This is a genomic window from Roseovarius sp. EC-HK134 (assembly GCF_902498815.1).
In the GTDB taxonomy this organism is placed as follows: domain Bacteria; phylum Pseudomonadota; class Alphaproteobacteria; order Rhodobacterales; family Rhodobacteraceae; genus Roseovarius; species Roseovarius mucosus_A.
This window is the reverse complement of record NZ_LR701542.1, coordinates 148,245-165,548: the sequence shown is the minus strand read 5'-3', so window position 1 is coordinate 165,548 and position 17,304 is coordinate 148,245. Positions and strand designations below refer to the sequence as shown.

The window sequence follows — 17,304 nt, the reverse complement described above, 5'->3', positions numbered from 1 at the left end:
CTACGCTGATATTTACATATTCTCATTTGCGCCGTCCAGACCGCCACGCCATCCTGCCGGAAACCGATCCAGAGGAGACCGCCATGACCCTTGCCCGCCGCCCTTGGGTGCCCCCGCTATGCGAAGACCTGATCCAGACGCTTGCCACCCGCACCGCCACCCAAGACGCAGGCACCATCGCCGCGCGCCTCGAGGCGTTGGCGCAGGACAATCGCCACATCCACAATGCTGAATGCTTCAACCTCAACCCCGCCACCAATGTGATGAACCCGCGCGCCGAGGCGCTTTTGGCCTCTGGCATCGGGTCGCGCCCGTCGCTGGGCTATCCGGGGGACAAATACGAAATGGGGCTCGAGGCGATCGAGGAAATCGAGGTTATCGCGGCAGAACTCGCCGCCGAGGTGTTCGGTGCCCGCTATGCCGAAATCCGCGTGCCGTCGGGGGCCATCGCCAATCTCTACGGTTTCATGGCCACCTGCAAACCCGGCGACACGATCATTGCGCCGCCTGCCAGCATCGGCGGTCATGTCACCCATCACAGGGCGGGCTGTGCCGGGCTCTACGGGCTGCGTATCCTTGAGGCCCCAGTTCACGCCGATGGCTATACGGTCGATGTCGACGGGCTGCGCGCCTTGGCCAAGGCCGAACACCCCCGGCTCATCACACTTGGCGCGAGCCTCAACCTACACGAGCACCCCGTGCGCGAGGTGCGCGCAATAGCCGATGACGTCGGCGCGCATCTGCTTTTTGACGCGGCGCATCAATGCGGCATCATCGCAGGTGGCGCATGGAAAAACCCGCTGCATGAGGGCGCGCATCTGATGACGATGAGCACCTATAAAAGCCTCGGGGGGCCTGCCGGGGGCCTCATCGTCACCAATGACACCGCTCTGGCGCAAGCGCTGGATGCCATCGCCTTTCCGGGCATGACTGCCAATTTTGACGCGGCGAAATCGGCGGCTCTGGCGGTGACGCTGCTGGATTGGCGCAGCCATGGCCACGCCTATGCCGCCCAGATGATCGCCGTGGCGCAGGCGCTTGCCACAGCCCTCGAGGCCGAGGGCCTGCCCGTCTTCAAGGCCGGGGGTATCGCCACGGCCTCGCACCAATTCGCCATCGCGGCGGCGGGGTTCGGCGGCGGTCAGGCGGCATCCAAGACGCTGCGCCGCGCGGGCTTTCTTGCCTGTGGCATCGGCCTGCCGATTGCGCCCGTGGCGGGCGACATGAACGGCCTGCGCATCGGCACGCCCGAATTGGTCCGCTGGGGTGTCACGCCAGAGCATGCGCCGCGCATGGCCGCACTGATCGCGCGGGCGCTGCGCGGCAATGACCCCGATGCGCTGCGCCCAGAGGTCTCAGACTGGCGCCAGAGCTTTGACCGGCTACATTACATCACCTGAACCGCGTTAGAGCGGGCTGCGTCTGATCGGGTTCACATCGCCCCGGCCCCCGAGCCGGGGCCTCGGGGCTGCCTCGGCGAGGTTCCGGATCAAGCCCGGAACGGGTGTGGTTGCGATGGGGCGCACCGCGCTCTAATGCAGCTTTTTGCGAATCCGCTGCACCATCCACCACACAAGGGCAATAACCGGCAGGGTGACGGCAGCGGTGACGCTGCCCTTGCTCATGCCAAGCGCCTCGGCCAGCGGATACAGAAGGTAAGAGGCCAGCGAGACCGCATAATAGCTGATCGCCACCACAGACAGGCCTTCAACGGTCTTTTGCAGCCGCAGTTGCAGATCGGCGCGCTTGTCCATGCTCTCCAAGAGCGCCTGATTCTGCGCGCTGCGCTCTACATCCACCCGCGTGCGCAGCAATTCGCCTGCCCGCATCGCCCTATCGGCCATGGCGTCCAGCCTGTCCTTGGTGGCGCGCACGGTGCGCATCGCCGGATCATAGCGGCGCATCATGAATTCCGCGAATGTCTGCCGCCCCTCAAAGCGTTCCTCGCGCAAGACCGCAATCCGTTGGTTCACGATCTGCTCATAGGCCGCCGTCGCGCCAAAGCGGAAGGACGAGCGCGCGACCAGCGCCTCCAACTCGGCTGAAACGCGCAACAGGCTTTGCAACGTTTCCTCCGCTGGCTGGCTGCCACCGGTCATATCGTTGATGAGGCGGCTCAACTGGCTATCGGTGTCGCCCATCTGGCGGCCCATCTCGCGCACGCGGGCAAAGCCCAGCATCGACATCGCCTTGTAGGTCTCGATCTCGCAAAGGCGCTGCACCACGCGGCCAATCCGGCGCGCGCCCGTCGTGGGGGCCACATGCAGCGAAAACCGCAAATGCCCCGCCGGATCAATCCGGAAATCCCCCGCCATCACGGCGGCATCATCCAGCACCCGCGCCACCGCCACGCTCTCGGACACGAACCACTGGTCGATCTCGTCGCGCGTCGCCTCGCGGCTCTTCCACGGGGTCACCCGGATCATCGCCGAGGTCACGCGCAGCCCCGGCGCATCCGACAGCCAATCGCTTGGAAAGACCTCGAAATCCGCCGGATCAAACGGCCGCGCACTGACCCCATCGGTAAAGACGGTATAGGTCACCATTTCGGTATGGCTTTCCCATTTCAGACTGTGCCGCCCGATCTGGCCGGAATAATGCGTGGCCCCCGGCTGCGGATGCTTGGCCCCATAGCGATCCAAAAGTGCCACCAGATGCGCCAGATCCGCCGCGCGGTCGCGCTTGGCCGCATCATGCGGTTGCTTGACGGCCAAATAAACGGCGGTGCAAGGGGCCTCAAGCGACGGGAATGGCCGCGCATGCAGCTCATTGGCCATCTCATAGCGCAGCGGGTGGTCCTGAATGGGGGGCATGCGCCGTTCTCCTGATCCTCAGCGCTGCATACCCCGTGCCGCGCCTGCAAAAAAGAGGTTTTTCGTTCAACCCCAATGATTTAGCGGAACACAAGTGTATACTGCCCGCGTTTCGCGCTTCCTCCTTCCCAAATTACTCAAATTCCGACAGTTGCCAAAGGGGAATGCGTCATGGCCCGCAGCCCACGACCGCTGCCTTGACTTGTACAGAATTATGTGCATATACGCATTGCAGACAAGGGGGCCAGATATGGACGTGTTCACCTATACCGATGCCCGCGCCTCGCTCAAGGAGGTGATGGACCGCGTCATTCACGACCGCACAGAGGTGGTCGTCACCCGCAAGAACCGCGAGGCAGTGGTGATGATCTCGCTCGACGAATACAACGCCATTCAGGAAACCCTCCACCTGCTCAAGAGCCCGGAAAACGCCCGCCGGCTGCACCGCTCGATTGCGCAACTGACCGCCGGGAATGGCATAGCGCGTGACATCGACGGGTGAGGTTGGTCTTTTCCGACGACGCTTGGGAAGATTTTCTCTGGTGGCAATCCACCGGGCGCGACAAGGGGCTGAACCGGGTTATTGATCTGATCAACGCCACCAAGCGCCTGCCGTTCAAGGGCATCGGCAAGCCTGAACCGCTCAAAGGCGATCTCACCGGCTGGTGGTCACGCCGGATCACCGACGAACATCGCTTTGTCTACCGCGTGAGCGGCAAGGGCGAGAGCCAACAGCTCGACATTGCGCAGCTCAGATATCACTACTGACAAATGCAAAAGGGCGCCCTGCAAGGCGCCCTTTTTCTTTTCCACCCAAACGATCAGTCGATCTTGGCCAAAAGGCTCGAAAGGCTTGCCTTGGCATCGCCATAGAACATCCGCGTGTTGTCCTTGTAGAAGAGCGGGTTCTCGATCCCCGAATAACCGGTGCCCTGCCCGCGCTTCGAGACGAACACCTGCTTGGCCTTCCAGCATTCCAGCACCGGCATCCCGGCGATGGGGCTGTTGGGATCGTCCTGCGCCGCCGGGTTCACGATGTCGTTCGAACCGATGACGATGGCCACATCCGTATCCGGGAAATCCTCGTTGATCTCGTCCATTTCCAGCACGATATCATAAGGCACCTTGGCCTCGGCCAAGAGCACATTCATATGCCCCGGCAGACGGCCTGCGACCGGGTGGATGGCAAAGCGCACGTTCTTGCCCTTGGCCCGCAGCTTCGAGGTCAGTTCGGAAACCGCCCCCTGCGCCTGTGCCACCGCCATGCCGTAACCCGGAATGATGATGATGCTGTCGGCCTCGTTAAGAGCCGCCGCGACACCATCGACGTCAATCGCGATCTGCTCGCCCTCAACCGCCATCTGCTCGCCTGCCGGGCCGCCAAAGCCGCCCAGAATGACAGAGATGAACGAGCGGTTCATCGCCTTACACATGATGTAGCTCAGGATCGCCCCCGAAGAACCGACAAGCGCACCGACCACGATCAAAAGGTCATTGCCAAGGCTGAAACCGATCGCCGCCGCCGCCCAGCCCGAGTAGCTGTTGAGCATCGAGACCACCACGGGCATGTCGGCCCCGCCGATCCCCATGATCAGATGATAGCCGATGAAGAACGCCAGAAGCGTCATCACCACCAGCGTCCAGATGCCAGCATCGTTGAAATACATGACCCCCAGAACCACCGACAGGAACGCAGCCCCCGCATTAAGAACATGCCCACCCGGCAGTTTCTTGGCCGCGGTATCGACCTTGCCCGCCAGTTTGCCAAAGGCGATGATCGAGCCGGTAAAGGTCACGGCCCCGATAAAGACGCCCAAGAACACCTCGACCCGCAGGATTGCCACCTCGACGCTGGTTTTCTTGGCCAGCACAGCGGCAAAGCCCTCAAGCCCCTTGCGCGCGGTCTCGTCCATCGCCAGCACGCGGCCCAGTTCGATATCGGCGTTAAAGCCAACAAAGACCGCTGCCAGACCCACAAGGCTGTGCATCGCCGCCACAAGCTGCGGCATCTCGGTCATTTGCACGCGTGTGGCCACCACATAGCCAATCGCACCACCCGCCGCGATCAGCACCAGCGACAAAAGCCAGAGACCGGCACCGGGGCCGATCAGCGTGGCGACAATCGCCAGCGCCATACCGGCCATGCCATACCACACCGCGCGCTTGGCGCTTTCCTGCCCCGAGAGCCCGCCCAGAGAGAGAATGAAGAGGATGGCCGCCACCACATAGGCGGCCGTCGTGAAACCGTAATCCATGATCCTCTACTCCTTATGACTTCTGGAACATGGCGAGCATGCGCCGGGTGACGAGGAAGCCACCGAAAATATTGATCCCGGCCATGAACACCGACAGCGCCGCCAGCAGAATGACAAGGAAAGACCCAGATCCGATCTGCATGAGCGCGCCCAGGATGATGATCGACGAGATCGCGTTGGTGATCGCCATCAGCGGCGTGTGCAGGCTATGCGACACGTTCCAGATCACCTGGAAGCCCACGAAAACGGCCAGCACAAAGACGATGAAATGCTGCATAAAGCTGGCCGGGGCCACCAGACCCACGGCGAGAAGCAGGGCCGCACCCCCCACCAAAAGCGTGACTTGGCTCTTGGTCTGCGCCTTGAACGCCGCCATCTCTGCCGCGCGCTTTTGCTCTGCGGTCAGCTCTTTTGGCTTTTCCTTGGGCTTGGCGGCAGCAATCGCCGCAACCTTTGGCGGCGGCGGCGGGAAGGTGACAGCGCCCGCATGGGCGACCGTGGCCCCCCGGATCACGTCATCCTCCATGTTGTGATTGACCTTGCCATCTTTCTCGGGGGTCAGGTCCGTCATCATGTGGCGGATGTTCGTGGCATAGAGCGTCGAGGATTGCGCCGCCATACGGCTGGGGAAATCGGTATAGCCGATGATGGTCACGCCATTCTCGGTGACGATCTTCTCATCCATCACCGTCATCTTGCAGTTGCCGCCCTTTTCAGCGGCAAGGTCCACGATCACAGAACCGGGCTTCATCGCCTTGACCATATCCTCGGTCCAAAGCTCGGGCGCTTCGCGGTTCGGAATGAGGGCGGTGGTGATGACGATATCCATCTCCGGGGCCAGTTCACGGAACTTGGCCAGCTGCGCCTCGCGGAATTCCGGGCTGGACACCGAGGCATATCCGCCGGTGGCGGCCCCGTCCTGCTGCTCTTCCTTGAAATCAAGATAGACAAACTGCGCGCCCATGGATTCGACCTGCTCGGCCACTTCGGGCCGCACGTCAAACGCATAGGTAATGGCCCCGAGGCTGGTCGAGGTGCCAATCGCCGCCAGACCGGCAACGCCAGCCCCGACGATCAACACCTTGGCCGGGGGCACCTTGCCCGCCGCCGTGATCTGCCCGGTAAAGAAGCGGCCAAAGTTGTTGCCTGCCTCGATCACCGCGCGGTAACCCGCGATATTGGCCATTGAGGACAGAGCGTCCATCTTCTGCGCGCGGCTGATACGCGGCACCATGTCCATGGCGATGACCGACGCGCCTTTTTCGGCGAGCAGTTTCATCTGCGCCTCATTCTGCGCCGGCCAGAAGAAGGAGATCAGAAGCTGGCCTTCGGTCAGGCGCTTGGCCTCCGTCTCGCTGGGCGGGCGCACCTTGGCTACGATATCGACGGCCTTGTAAAGCGCGGCGGCGGTCTTGATCACCTCGACTCCGGCCGCCTCATAGGCCGCGTCCGAGAACCCGGCCACGGTGCCAGCACCACTCTCGATGGCGCAGTCATACCCAAGCTTTTGCAGTTGCAGGGCCGAATCGGGCGTCATGGCAACCCGATTCTCACCCTCATGCACTTCCTTTGGCGTTCCGATCTTCAATGCTGTCTCCCCCTTTGGCAGATGACGTGTATTCTTGGCCCCGCAGCGCGGCGTGCCGGTTTCCTTGTCCCGAACGTCGTTATTTCACACTATTTCATGAGTGACGAGATCAAGATTGTCGCGGTTTCTACAACCAACGTCTGGTTTTTTCGCAATAACGGGCAAAATCCATGCGGAACTTGCGCCGCATCCGGTCCTCTTCCGGAATAATAAAGCGTTTTTCTATGACCCAGACGAATATGGGAATCAGTGGCAGCGCCAGAACCGCATCCCAACGCAGAATAAGCCCTCCGAGAATCAGCGTATCCCCCAGATAGATGGGATTGCGCGAGCGCCGAAAAATTCCCGACTGGATCAGGCGCTCTGGCGTTTCATGCGGCACGATGCTGGTTTTATGGCGGCGAAATTCCAGCGCGGCCATCACCACCAGCAAAATTCCCCCGCCCACCAGCAGCCCGCCCAAAAGACCGGCCCATGTTTCGCCAAGGCTCAGGCCCATGGTGTAATGGCTGGATTGCATCCATGCCACAGCCAGAAACCCGGCAAGCCAGACGGGCGGCATGTCAATCCATTTCAACATGGGTCTCACCCGCCCCTCTCACGGTTGTCTCTTGCTCAAAAGCAGTTACAGTAGCGCGCATGAGGGCGGAGGCAAGATGACAATCGCGGGCAAACATGCATTGGTGACGGGCGGCGGCAGCGGCATCGGCCTTGCTATTGCCCGCGCTCTGGCCGAGGCGGGCGCAGAGGTGACCATCTCCGGACGCCGCGCCGGGGTGCTCGAGGCGGTCAACGGCGCAGGTCTGCATCCCATCGTGATGGACGTCACCCAAGAGGCACAGGTCATCGCGGGCGTGGCAGAGGCGGTCGCCGCGCGCGGCCCGGTGCAGATCTGCATCGCCAATGCGGGCATCGCCGAGGGGCGCGCCCTGCACAAGACCGATGCGGATTTCTGGCGGCAGATCATGGCCACCAATCTTGACGGTGCGTTTTACACCCTGCGCGAATGCCTGACTGGCATGCGCCAGACCGATTGGGGACGGGTCATAGCCATGTCGTCGATTGCAGGCCTCAAAGGGCTTAAGGGCGCGGCGGCTTATACGGCCTCAAAACACGGGATGATCGGCCTCATTCGTGGCTTGAGCGAGGATTACCTGGGCACCGGCCTGACCTTCAACGCAATTTGTCCCGGGTATGTGGACACTGAAATTGTCCACCGCAACGCCACCGCTATTTCTCAGCGCGCCGGCGTGTCAGAAGAGGCGGCGCGCACCCTCATGGTCGAGGCCAACCGCCACAAACGCCTGATTGCGCCCGAGGAAGTGGCACAGGCAGCTCTGTGGCTTTGTGGTCCGGGCTCGTCCAGCATCAATGGCCAGACCATAGAGATTGCGGGCGGTCAGGTCTGATCCGGCCCCCGTTTCTTCTTGGCGAAAATACTCAAAAACGGCAGCAGCCCCGCCTAATCACTGCCATGATTGATCCGGCTTTAGACACAATCGTCTAAAATTCTCCCGAATGCGCGCCCAATGCCGCCGCACAGGCTGTGTACCCAGTTTGGAAACAACAGGGTGCCAGTATCATGCCAACGACCTTTAATTGGATCTTTTTAGGGACCGAGACGGATTTTCTTGATCCGACCGAAGGCAACAGCAATGCCGAGAACGCAGCCCTTTTCGAAAACCGCACCTACGGCAGCGCATTAGACCCGCTGTATCAACGCATTTCCAGCGTCACAACCATCAACAACGGTGGCGCAGTCGGTGCGCTCGACATGAACAACACCGTCACCAATGACGCCTTTACCACCGACATCGGGGCCGGAACCCAGACCTTTACATTCGATGGGTTGAGCGTTTTCAACGCCACCCTCACCTATGCCAATGGCACAACAGCCGTGGTGACGGCCGTTATTGCACAATCCACCACCGGCGAATTGTTTCTCGCACCCGAAATCAGCTTCAACGCCGATGTCACCGCCTTCGAGGCCGGGCCGATTGTTTCCATCACGCTCGACAGCGTCAACGCAAGCACCAATACCAACCTTGGCGCGGACCGCCTTGCGCAGGCCTGGGATAACGGCGTCGTGGATGGCACCGGCGGCAATGACCTTATCAATGGCAGCTATATCGAACCCATCGCCAACGGCTCTGACCGGGTGGACAATGGCGACGGCGTAAGCGGTCCGGGCTTTAACGACGATGTCATCAATGCAGGCGCGGGCAATGACACCGTGCTCGCGGGCCTTGGCAACGATTCCGTGCAGGGTGGCACCGGCGCCGATAGCCTGAGCGGCGAAAGCGGCAATGACACGCTGCTGGGCCAAGGCGGCAACGACACGCTGATCGGCGGCAATGGCGATGACAGTCTTGAGGGCGGCGCGGGCAATGATGTGCTCTACGGCGATGGCGGCACCGCCACACGCTGGAGCTATGATGTCTACACCCGCGATTTCACCTCAGCCAACGGGCAGGCTTTCACCATCGAAAGCGGCACCTTGGCAGGATCTGGGACCTCTGCGGGGTTTGATGTCACCGGGCACGGCCAACAGGCCACAGGCCAGGCCGATCCCAATGATTACGGCATCATCTATACCTCCAATCTCATCGCCTCTGCCGATGGGGTCTACCGCTTTGCCACCACGTCAGACGATGGTTCAACCATCCGTATCCTCGACAGCAACGGCGACCCGCTGACCTTTACCAACCAGATCGGCACCACCGGATCATTTCTCGACAACGATTTCCATCAGGCCGCGACAACCCGCTTTGGCGATGTCACGCTAGAGGCGGGCCAAAGCTATACCATCGAGGTGCGCTATTGGGAAAACCTTGGCGGCAACGTGCTGTCGGGCACGGTCACCCTGCCCGGCGGGGCGGTGCAGGATCTTGCAACCAGTGCGCTCATCGTCGGCAGCGACGCGATTGAGGGCAATGATTTTCTCGACGGCGGCGCAGGTGCCGACCTTCTGTTTGGCGAGGGCGGCAATGACACGCTGATCGCGGGCGAGAATGACACGCTGATCGGCGGCGACGGCGATGATCTCTTTGTCATCGAAACCCCGGCTGAGGCCGGCACCGGCACGATCACCATCGTCGGCGGCGAAGGGGCCGAGACAAACGGCGATACGCTCTTCCTGTCACCCGAGGCGCGCAAGGCAGACATCACCTTTACCAACACCGATGACGCGGCGGGCGGTCTCTCGGGCAGCTTTACCCTCAGCGATGGCACGGTGGTCAATTTCTCGGAAATCGAGAACATCATCTGCTTTACCCCCGGCATCCGCTTGTTGACCCCCCATGGCGAGCGCGCGGTTGAATCCTTGCGCGCGGGCGATCTGGTGATCACCCGCGATCATGGCCCCCAGGCAATCCGTTGGATCGGACGGCGCACCGTGCCGGGGACCGGTCGCTTTGCGCCCGTGCGCGTGGCAGCCCACGTGCTCGACGGGGGGCGCGCGCCGCTCTTGGTCTCGCCGCAACACCGCTTTCTCTTCACTGGCTACAAGGCCGAACTGCTGTTTGGCTGTGACGAGGTCTTGATCGCGGCACGGCATCTGGTCGATGGCCTGGCCGTCACCCAAGAGGATCAGGCAACCGTGACCTATATCCATGTCATGTTCGACCGCCATGAAGTGATCTATGCCGAAGGCGCGGCCACCGAGAGCTTTCATGCAGGCGACATCGGCATATCGGCCATTACGGATCAGGCGCGCGAAGAGATGTTCGCGATCTTCCCAGAGTTGCGCAGCAATCCCAATGCCTATGGCGACACCGCGCGCCCCTGCCTCAAACGGCACGAGGCACGTCTTTTGCAACCCTGCGGATAAGGCCCCTAAATTGTCGCGCTTGGGTGCCGTTAAAGTGTCTGAAAAGAGCCCAAGAAACACCAAGCCGCGACATTAACACTTTTCCAAAGGGTAGAGACTATGATCCTCGGGGATGTTGTTCTCAAAGTGTCAGTGCGTGGAGAGTGAGTATTTATGTTTAATTTCAATAGAATAACGCCTGCATCACCTCTCGCTTCTCGCGGGATGGTCTTGGCATGGACGCGGTCAGGGGCGGCGGGGGTGATTACGCCCGGAAAATCCACCGGCTGAGGTCAGGCGCATCGCACCTCTCCGATTGATCCTTTCAAAACGCTCTTAGCAGCCGCGTACCGCCTTCAAAGACAGCGAGACAGCAGACCATGGCCACGACCTTCGACCTCTTTGTGCTTGGCACGGCCCCACAAATCGACACGATCGAAGGCAACCTCACATCCGAGAACCATGGGGCCCTCGAGGGGCTCGTGTTCGGCAGCACCGCCAATCCGCTGGCGGGGACTGTTGCGACGCTCTCACCCGATATCGACCTGCTGCTCTTTCCCGATTACACCGGCGGGGCCACGTCCAACGCCTATGATTCCAACAACTTCCTGAGCAACGAAGAATTCGTCATCGGCGGCGTGCGATACACGCATGACGCCACGATGATCTACAACAACACGGTCATCACCTATACCGATGGCACAACGGCGACCGTCAACGCGATCGTCATGCAAGCCACCAACGGCACCCTTTACCTGATCCCGCCGCCCTCTGGCCCAACCGCTTATTCCGACGCGCTCGAAGCCAAACCGATCCTCTCGGTCACACTCGGCACCGCCGCCCCGTCCAATGGCACCGATGTCTATGCCATGACTGCGGATCGCTACGACCTCACGTTCTCTGATTACGTGGTCGAGGGCACGACCGGCAACGACCTGATCGACGCTGCCTATCTCGGCGACCCTGAAGGCGACCGGATCGACGACACGGACAATCTGGCCGGCACAAACGCTGATCTGGTCACGGCCGGTCTGGGCAATGACACCGTGCGCGCGGGCGCGGGCAACGATACCGTGTTTGGCAGTGACGGCAACGACCTGCTGGATGGTGGCACGGGCAACGATTCGCTCGATGGCGGCAATGGCAACGACACGCTGATCGGGGGGGCCGGGGCGGATACGTTTATCGGCGGCACCGGCCTCGACCTCTTGAGTTACGCCACCTCAGGGGCGGCGGTAAACGTCAACCTGCAAACCAATACCCTTACCGGCGGGGATGCGACCGGGGATGTCATCATCAGCGGTGTGGACGGCATCATCGGCTCAGCCTTTGACGACACGCTTGTGGGCTATGACGACATTTTCGACGGCGGCACCACCACCAACGTGATCGACGGCGGCGCGGGCAACGATTCCATCGACGGGCGCGACGGGGCCGACTCGCTGCTGGGCGGCAGCGGCGACGACACCATCCTCGGCGGCGGCGGAAACGATACGATCTATTACGGGTCCGGCAATGACTCGGTCGAGGGGGGCGCGGGCAACGATTTCATCGACGATGCCTTGGGCTTTGACTCGACCGCCGATGCCAGCACCGTTTCGGGCGGCGATGGCAACGATACGATCTTTGGCTCTTCGGCGGGCGATATTCTCAGCGGCGATGCGGGCAACGATTCCATCGGTGGCGAAAGCGGCAATGACCTGATCGACGGGGGCGCAGGCAGCGACACCATTCAAGGTGGCGCGGGCAACGACACGATCCTCACTTCGGGCGGAAACGACAGCCTGCAGGGGGGCGACGGGGCGGATGTGATCCGCGCCACGGCCACTGATCCCTCTGGCGTCTACAGCTTCAACGTCGATGGTGGATTTGGCGGCGTGGACAATGACACGCTCGATCTTTCGGCCCTGATCGCGGATGGCTGGACCATCAGCAGCATGACGCAAAACTCCGAGAATAACGGCAGTCCGGGGTTCAGCGGTCAGATCTTCCTTTCCCGCGGGGCCCAGTCGGCGACAATCAACTATACGGACATCGAAAACATCCTTCTGTCCGACTTTATTGTCGAAGGCACGGCAGGCGGCGACCTGATTGACCTTAACTATACCGGCGACCCCAATGGCGACCGGGTGGACAATACCGACGCCGCCGACGGATCCAATGACGACGAAATTGTCGCGGGCGCGGGCGATGACACGATCCTTGCCGGGTCAGGCAATGACACGGTGCTGGGTGAGGATGGGGCCGACCTCATCCTCGGGGCCGCAGGCGACGATTCGCTTTTGGGCGGTGCCAACAATGACACCATCGCAGGCGGCACCGGGGCCGATACGCTGGATGGCGGCACCGGCAGCAACACGCTGGATTACTCGGGCTCTGCCGGTTCCGTTACCGTCAATCTCGAAACCAACACCGCCTTCGGGTCGGATGCCGATGGCGATGTCATCAGCAATTTCCAGAATGTCATCGGCTCGAACTTCGGCGACACGATCACCCTGTCGAACACCTCCGGGACGATCCTCGCGGGCTCCGGCAATGACGGGCTGGCGGGCGGCTCAGGCGACGATACGATCTTTGGTCAGGACGGGGCCGATACCATTCTCGCAGGCGCGGGCAATGACGTGATCGTTGCGGGCGCAGGCGATGACGAGATTGTTCTTGATGACACGCTGCAAAATGACACGATTTTCGGCGGGGACACCGATGAGGTCCTTGGCGACCTGATCAACTTGTCCTCCATCTCCGACGGATTGCTGGTCTACTACTTCGGCGAAGGAGTCGGCTCCATCGCCGATGACGTCTCGATGACCGAATTCTCTGGAATCGAACGCTTACTATTGGGCACCGGCGACGATACGGTGGTCGGCTCGGACGGGGTCGAGCAGATCATCGGCAATTCCGGCAATGACCTGATCTTTGCTGGCGGCGGCAACGACACGATCTTTTCCGGCTTTGACAATGACTTTGTCGATGGCGGCGCGGGCGACGATTCGATTCTTGCCGCCTCGGGCGCGGATACGATCGTGGGCGGCGCGGGCAACGACCAGATCGACCTTGGGCCGGATGACGGCGACCGCGACCTGCTTGTTCTGGCCGATGGCTCTGGCAATGATGTGGTCTCCAGCTTCGCCGCCCCCACCGACAATGGCGATGGCACCTATACCAGCGGCGATCTGCTGGATGTGACGGGACTCACTTCGGATGGCACAACACCTGTTACCACCGCCGATGTGACCGTCACCGACACCAATGGCGATGGCACCGGCGATGCGATCCTCACCTTCCCCGGCGGTGAGAGCCTGACACTCGTCGGCGTGCCGATGTCCAGTGTCGACAACACCCCCGCCCTTGTGGCCATGGGCATCCCCGATGGGCGCGACTTCATCGTCGAGGGCACGGATGCGGGCGATCTCATCACCGTCGATTACACCGGCGACCCCGACGGCGACCGGGTGGACGCCAACGATGCCGCCGACGGCTCTCAGGATGATGAGATCATTGCAGGGGCGGGCAATGACACCATCGACGCCGGCGCGGGCAATGACGTGATCGTTGCGGGCGCAGGCGATGACGAGATTGTTCTTGATGACACGCTGCAAAATGACACGATTTTCGGCGGGGACACCGATGAGGTCCTTGGCGACCTGATCAACTTGTCCTCCATCTCCGACGGATTGCTGGTCTACTACTTCGGCGAAGGAGTCGGCTCCATCGCCGATGACGTCTCGATGACCGAATTCTCTGGAATCGAACGCTTACTATTGGGCACCGGCGACGATACGGTGGTCGGCTCGGACGGGGTCGAGCAGATCATCGGCAATTCCGGCAATGACCTGATCTTTGCTGGCGGCGGCAACGACACGATCTTTTCCGGCTTTGACAATGACTTTGTCGATGGCGGCGCGGGCGACGATTCGATTCTTGCCGCCTCGGGCGCGGATACGATCGTGGGCGGCGCGGGCAACGACCAGATCGACCTTGGGCCGGATGACGGCGACCGCGACCTGCTTGTTCTGGCCGATGGCTCTGGCAATGATGTGGTCTCCAGCTTCGCCGCCCCCACCGACAATGGCGATGGCACCTATACCAGCGGCGATCTGCTGGATGTGACGGGACTCACTTCGGATGGCACAACACCTGTTACCACCGCCGATGTGACCGTCACCGACACCAATGGCGATGGCACCGGCGATGCGATCCTCACCTTCCCCGGCGGTGAGAGCCTGACACTCGTCGGCGTGCCGATGTCCAGTGTCGACAACACCCCCGCCCTTGTGGCCATGGGCATCCCCGATGGGCGCGACTTCATCGTCGAGGGCACGGATGCGGGCGATCTCATCACCGTCGATTACACCGGCGACCCCGACGGCGACCGGGTGGACGCCAACGATGCCGCCGACGGCTCTCAGGATGATGAGATCATTGCAGGGGCGGGCAATGACACCATCGACGCCGGCGCGGGCAATGACGTGATCGTTGCGGGCGCAGGCGATGACGAGATTGTTCTTGATGACACGCTGCAAAATGACACGATTTTCGGCGGGGACACCGATGAGGTCCTCGGCGACCTGATCAACTTGTCCTCCATCTCCGACGGATTGCTGGTCTACTACTTCGGCGAAGGAGTCGGCTCCATCGCCGATGACGTCTCGATGACCGAATTCTCTGGAATCGAACGCTTACTAATGGGCACCGGAGACGATACGGTGGTCGGCTCGGACGGGGTCGAGCAGATCATCGGCAATTCCGGCAATGACCTGATCTTTGCTGGCGGCGGCAACGACACGATCTTTTCCGGCTTTGACAATGACTTTGTCGATGGCGGCGCGGGCGACGATTCGATTCTTGCCGCCTCGGGCGCGGATACGATCGTGGGCGGCGCGGGCAACGATCAGATCGACCTTGGGCCGGATGACGGCGACCGCGACCTGCTTGTTCTGGCCGATGGCTCTGGCAATGATGTGGTCTCCGGCTTCGAGACCCCCACCGACAACGGCGATGGCACCTATACCAGCGGCGATCTGCTGGATGTGACGGGGCTCACTTCGGATGGCACAACACCTGTTACCACCGCCGATGTGACCGTCACCGACACCAATGGCGATGGCACCGGCGATGCGATCCTCACCTTCCCCGGCGGTGAGAGCCTGACACTCGTCGGCGTGCCGATGTCCAGTGTCGACAACACCCCCGCCCTTGTGGCCATGGGCATCCCCGATGGGCGCAACTTCATCGTCGAGGGCACGGATGCGGGCGACCTCATCACCGTCGATTACACCGGCGACCCCGGCGGCGACCGGGTCGACGCCAACGATGCCGCCGACGGCTCTCAGGATGATCAGATCATTGCAGGGGCAGGCAATGACACCATCGACGCAGGCGCTGGCAATGATACCGTCTATGGCGGCATCGGGGACGACTCGATTGCCGGGGGCAGCGGCAACGATACCCTCTTGGGCGAGGACGGCAATGACACCATCAATGGTGGCTTTGGCCAAGACGTCGTCTACGGGGGTGCGGGCGACGACGTGCTGTCCGTTGCGATTACGGGGGTTGGTGATCCTCAACACCTCAATGATACGCTCTATGGCGAAGACGGGAACGATCAGCTATTTGGCAGCAACAATAGCCAATATCTCGACGGCGGAGATGGGAACGACACCATCTCGGGCGACTCGGGCATAAATGGAGGCTGGGAATCCGCCTCCGGCAGTTCCGAAACGGATACGTTGATTGGCGGCGCTGGAAACGACCTGATCTATTCGGGCTTCACCGGATCGGCCACGCTCGAAACCGGCGACAGCTTGGTTGGCGGCGACGGTAATGACACCCTGATCGGGGGGACCGCCAATGACACGATCGAGGGCGGCAATGACAGCGACAGCATCCTCGCGGGGGCTGGCAACGACCGCATATTTGGCGATGCAGGCAACGACAGCCTTGATGGCGGCGCCGATGCCGATACGCTTTTTGGTGGCACCGGCAATGACACGATCAATGTCAGCCAGGGCGACAGCGCCGAGGGCGGCGATGGCGACGATTTCTTCCGCCTGACCGACCTGGGCGAAGCCGCGACCGATACGATCACCCTCATCGGCGGTGAGGGCGACGAGACGCTCGGCGATACGCTCTGGCTGGGTGAATTCGCAAGCAAGGCCGACATCAGCTTTACCAACACCGATGATGCGGCGGGCGGCCTTGCGGGCACGTTCACCATGACCGACGGCACTGTGGTCAACTTCTCCGAGATCGAGAATATCATCTGCTTCACCCCCGGCGCGCGCATTCTCACCCAATGGGGCGAACGCCCGGTCGAGAGCCTGCGCTTGGGCGATATGGTTGTCACGCGCGATCACGGGCTGCAACCGATCCGCTGGGTCGGCAAACGCACCGTGGCGGGTCTGGGCGATTTCGCCCCGATTTCCATCGCCTCCAGCGTGATGGGCGGGCAAGAACCTCTGTTGGTCTCGCCACAACACCGGCTGCTCTTCACCGGCTATCAGGCCGAATTGCTCTTTGGCGAAAGCGAGGTCTTGGTCGCGGCCAAACATATGGTCAACGGTCGCGACGTAACCGTCAGCCCCCGTGACGCCGTGACCTATATCCACATCATGTTCGACCGGCACGAGATCATCTATGCCGACGGCATCGGCACCGAAAGCTTTTATGCTGGCGACATGGCGCTCGGCGCAATCGATGCGGCAGCGCGCGAGGAACTATTCACGATCTTCCCGGAATTGCGCAGCGCGCCGGGCCACCACCGCGACACCGCGCGCAGTTGCCTGCGCCGCCACGAGGCGCAACTCCTGTGTTCCTTGGGAGAAAAAGACGTGGCCTGAC

The 17,304-nt window shown here is 61.7% G+C and carries 10 protein-coding genes; 6 read left to right on the top strand and 4 right to left on the bottom strand.

What is annotated here, in order from left to right; genetic code table 11:
* Positions 1-83 precede the first annotated feature (83 nt).
* The gene (locus GC127_RS02085) at positions 84-1,400 is read left to right on the top strand and encodes a serine hydroxymethyltransferase (protein ID WP_151976145.1); all 1,317 of its coding nucleotides are present in this window, start codon (positions 84-86) and stop codon (positions 1,398-1,400) included.
* 132 nt (positions 1,401-1,532) lie between these two features.
* Here the strand turns inward: GC127_RS02085 and GC127_RS02080 are convergent, their stop codons facing one another.
* Positions 1,533-2,813: a DUF3422 family protein gene (locus GC127_RS02080; RefSeq protein ID WP_008280670.1), complete on the bottom strand. Its 1,281-nt coding sequence runs from the start codon at positions 2,811-2,813 to the stop codon at positions 1,533-1,535.
* A gap of 250 nt (positions 2,814-3,063) precedes the next feature.
* On the opposite strand from GC127_RS02080, the gene GC127_RS02075 reads away from it, so the two are divergent.
* Both GC127_RS02075 and GC127_RS02070 read left to right on the top strand, forming a co-directional pair.
* Positions 3,064-3,315, top strand: coding sequence for a type II toxin-antitoxin system Phd/YefM family antitoxin (locus GC127_RS02075; RefSeq protein ID WP_151976146.1), 252 nt, complete (start codon positions 3,064-3,066; stop codon positions 3,313-3,315).
* Positions 3,312-3,581: a Txe/YoeB family addiction module toxin gene (locus GC127_RS02070; RefSeq protein ID WP_008280672.1), complete on the top strand. Its 270-nt coding sequence runs from the start codon at positions 3,312-3,314 to the stop codon at positions 3,579-3,581. Before GC127_RS02075 ends, GC127_RS02070 begins: the two co-directional genes overlap by 4 nt.
* Positions 3,582-3,634: 53 nt before the next feature.
* Here the strand turns inward: GC127_RS02070 and GC127_RS02065 are convergent, their stop codons facing one another.
* The 3 genes from GC127_RS02065 to GC127_RS02055 form a co-directional block, all read right to left on the bottom strand.
* Positions 3,635-5,068, bottom strand: a complete 1,434-nt coding sequence (locus GC127_RS02065; protein WP_151976147.1) for an NAD(P)(+) transhydrogenase (Re/Si-specific) subunit beta — start codon at positions 5,066-5,068, stop codon at positions 3,635-3,637.
* A 13-nt stretch (positions 5,069-5,081) separates the two neighbouring features.
* Positions 5,082-6,656 (bottom strand): Re/Si-specific NAD(P)(+) transhydrogenase subunit alpha, encoded by a 1,575-nt coding sequence (locus GC127_RS02060; protein WP_151976148.1) that lies wholly within the window; start codon positions 6,654-6,656, stop codon positions 5,082-5,084.
* A 127-nt stretch (positions 6,657-6,783) separates the two neighbouring features.
* Complete coding sequence (locus tag GC127_RS02055; RefSeq protein WP_199861157.1) at positions 6,784-7,236, bottom strand: isoprenylcysteine carboxylmethyltransferase family protein; 453 nt, start codon at positions 7,234-7,236, stop codon at positions 6,784-6,786.
* 76 nt (positions 7,237-7,312) lie between these two features.
* On the opposite strand from GC127_RS02055, the gene GC127_RS02050 reads away from it, so the two are divergent.
* The 3 genes from GC127_RS02050 (at position 7,313) to GC127_RS02040 (ending at position 17,303) form a co-directional block, all read left to right on the top strand.
* A complete protein-coding gene (locus GC127_RS02050; protein ID WP_151976149.1) occupies positions 7,313-8,065 on the top strand; it encodes an SDR family NAD(P)-dependent oxidoreductase in 753 nt (250 codons plus the stop codon).
* Positions 8,066-8,238: 173 nt separating this feature from the next.
* A complete protein-coding gene (locus tag GC127_RS23205; RefSeq protein ID WP_151976150.1) occupies positions 8,239-10,485 on the top strand; it encodes a Hint domain-containing protein in 2,247 nt (748 codons plus the stop codon).
* 359 nt (positions 10,486-10,844) lie between these two features.
* The gene (locus GC127_RS02040) at positions 10,845-17,303 is read left to right on the top strand and encodes a Hint domain-containing protein (RefSeq protein WP_151976151.1); all 6,459 of its coding nucleotides are present in this window, start codon (positions 10,845-10,847) and stop codon (positions 17,301-17,303) included.
* Position 17,304 lies beyond the last annotated feature (1 nt).

Bases quoted from the DNA above. Each gene is read 5' to 3' on its own strand.
- GC127_RS02085 (WP_151976145.1), top strand. From the start codon at position 84: ATGACCCTTGCCCGCCGCCCTTGGGTGCCCCCGCTATGCGAAGACCTG.
- GC127_RS02080 (WP_008280670.1), bottom strand. From the start codon at position 2,813: ATGCCCCCCATTCAGGACCACCCGCTGCGCTATGAGATGGCCAATGAG.
- GC127_RS02075 (WP_151976146.1), top strand. From the start codon at position 3,064: ATGGACGTGTTCACCTATACCGATGCCCGCGCCTCGCTCAAGGAGGTG.
- GC127_RS02065 (WP_151976147.1), bottom strand. From the start codon at position 5,068: ATGGATTACGGTTTCACGACGGCCGCCTATGTGGTGGCGGCCATCCTC.
- GC127_RS02055 (WP_199861157.1), bottom strand. From the start codon at position 7,236: ATGTTGAAATGGATTGACATGCCGCCCGTCTGGCTTGCCGGGTTTCTG.
- GC127_RS02050 (WP_151976149.1), top strand. From the start codon at position 7,313: ATGACAATCGCGGGCAAACATGCATTGGTGACGGGCGGCGGCAGCGGC.
- GC127_RS23205 (WP_151976150.1), top strand. From the start codon at position 8,239: ATGCCAACGACCTTTAATTGGATCTTTTTAGGGACCGAGACGGATTTT.
- GC127_RS02040 (WP_151976151.1), top strand. From the start codon at position 10,845: ATGGCCACGACCTTCGACCTCTTTGTGCTTGGCACGGCCCCACAAATC.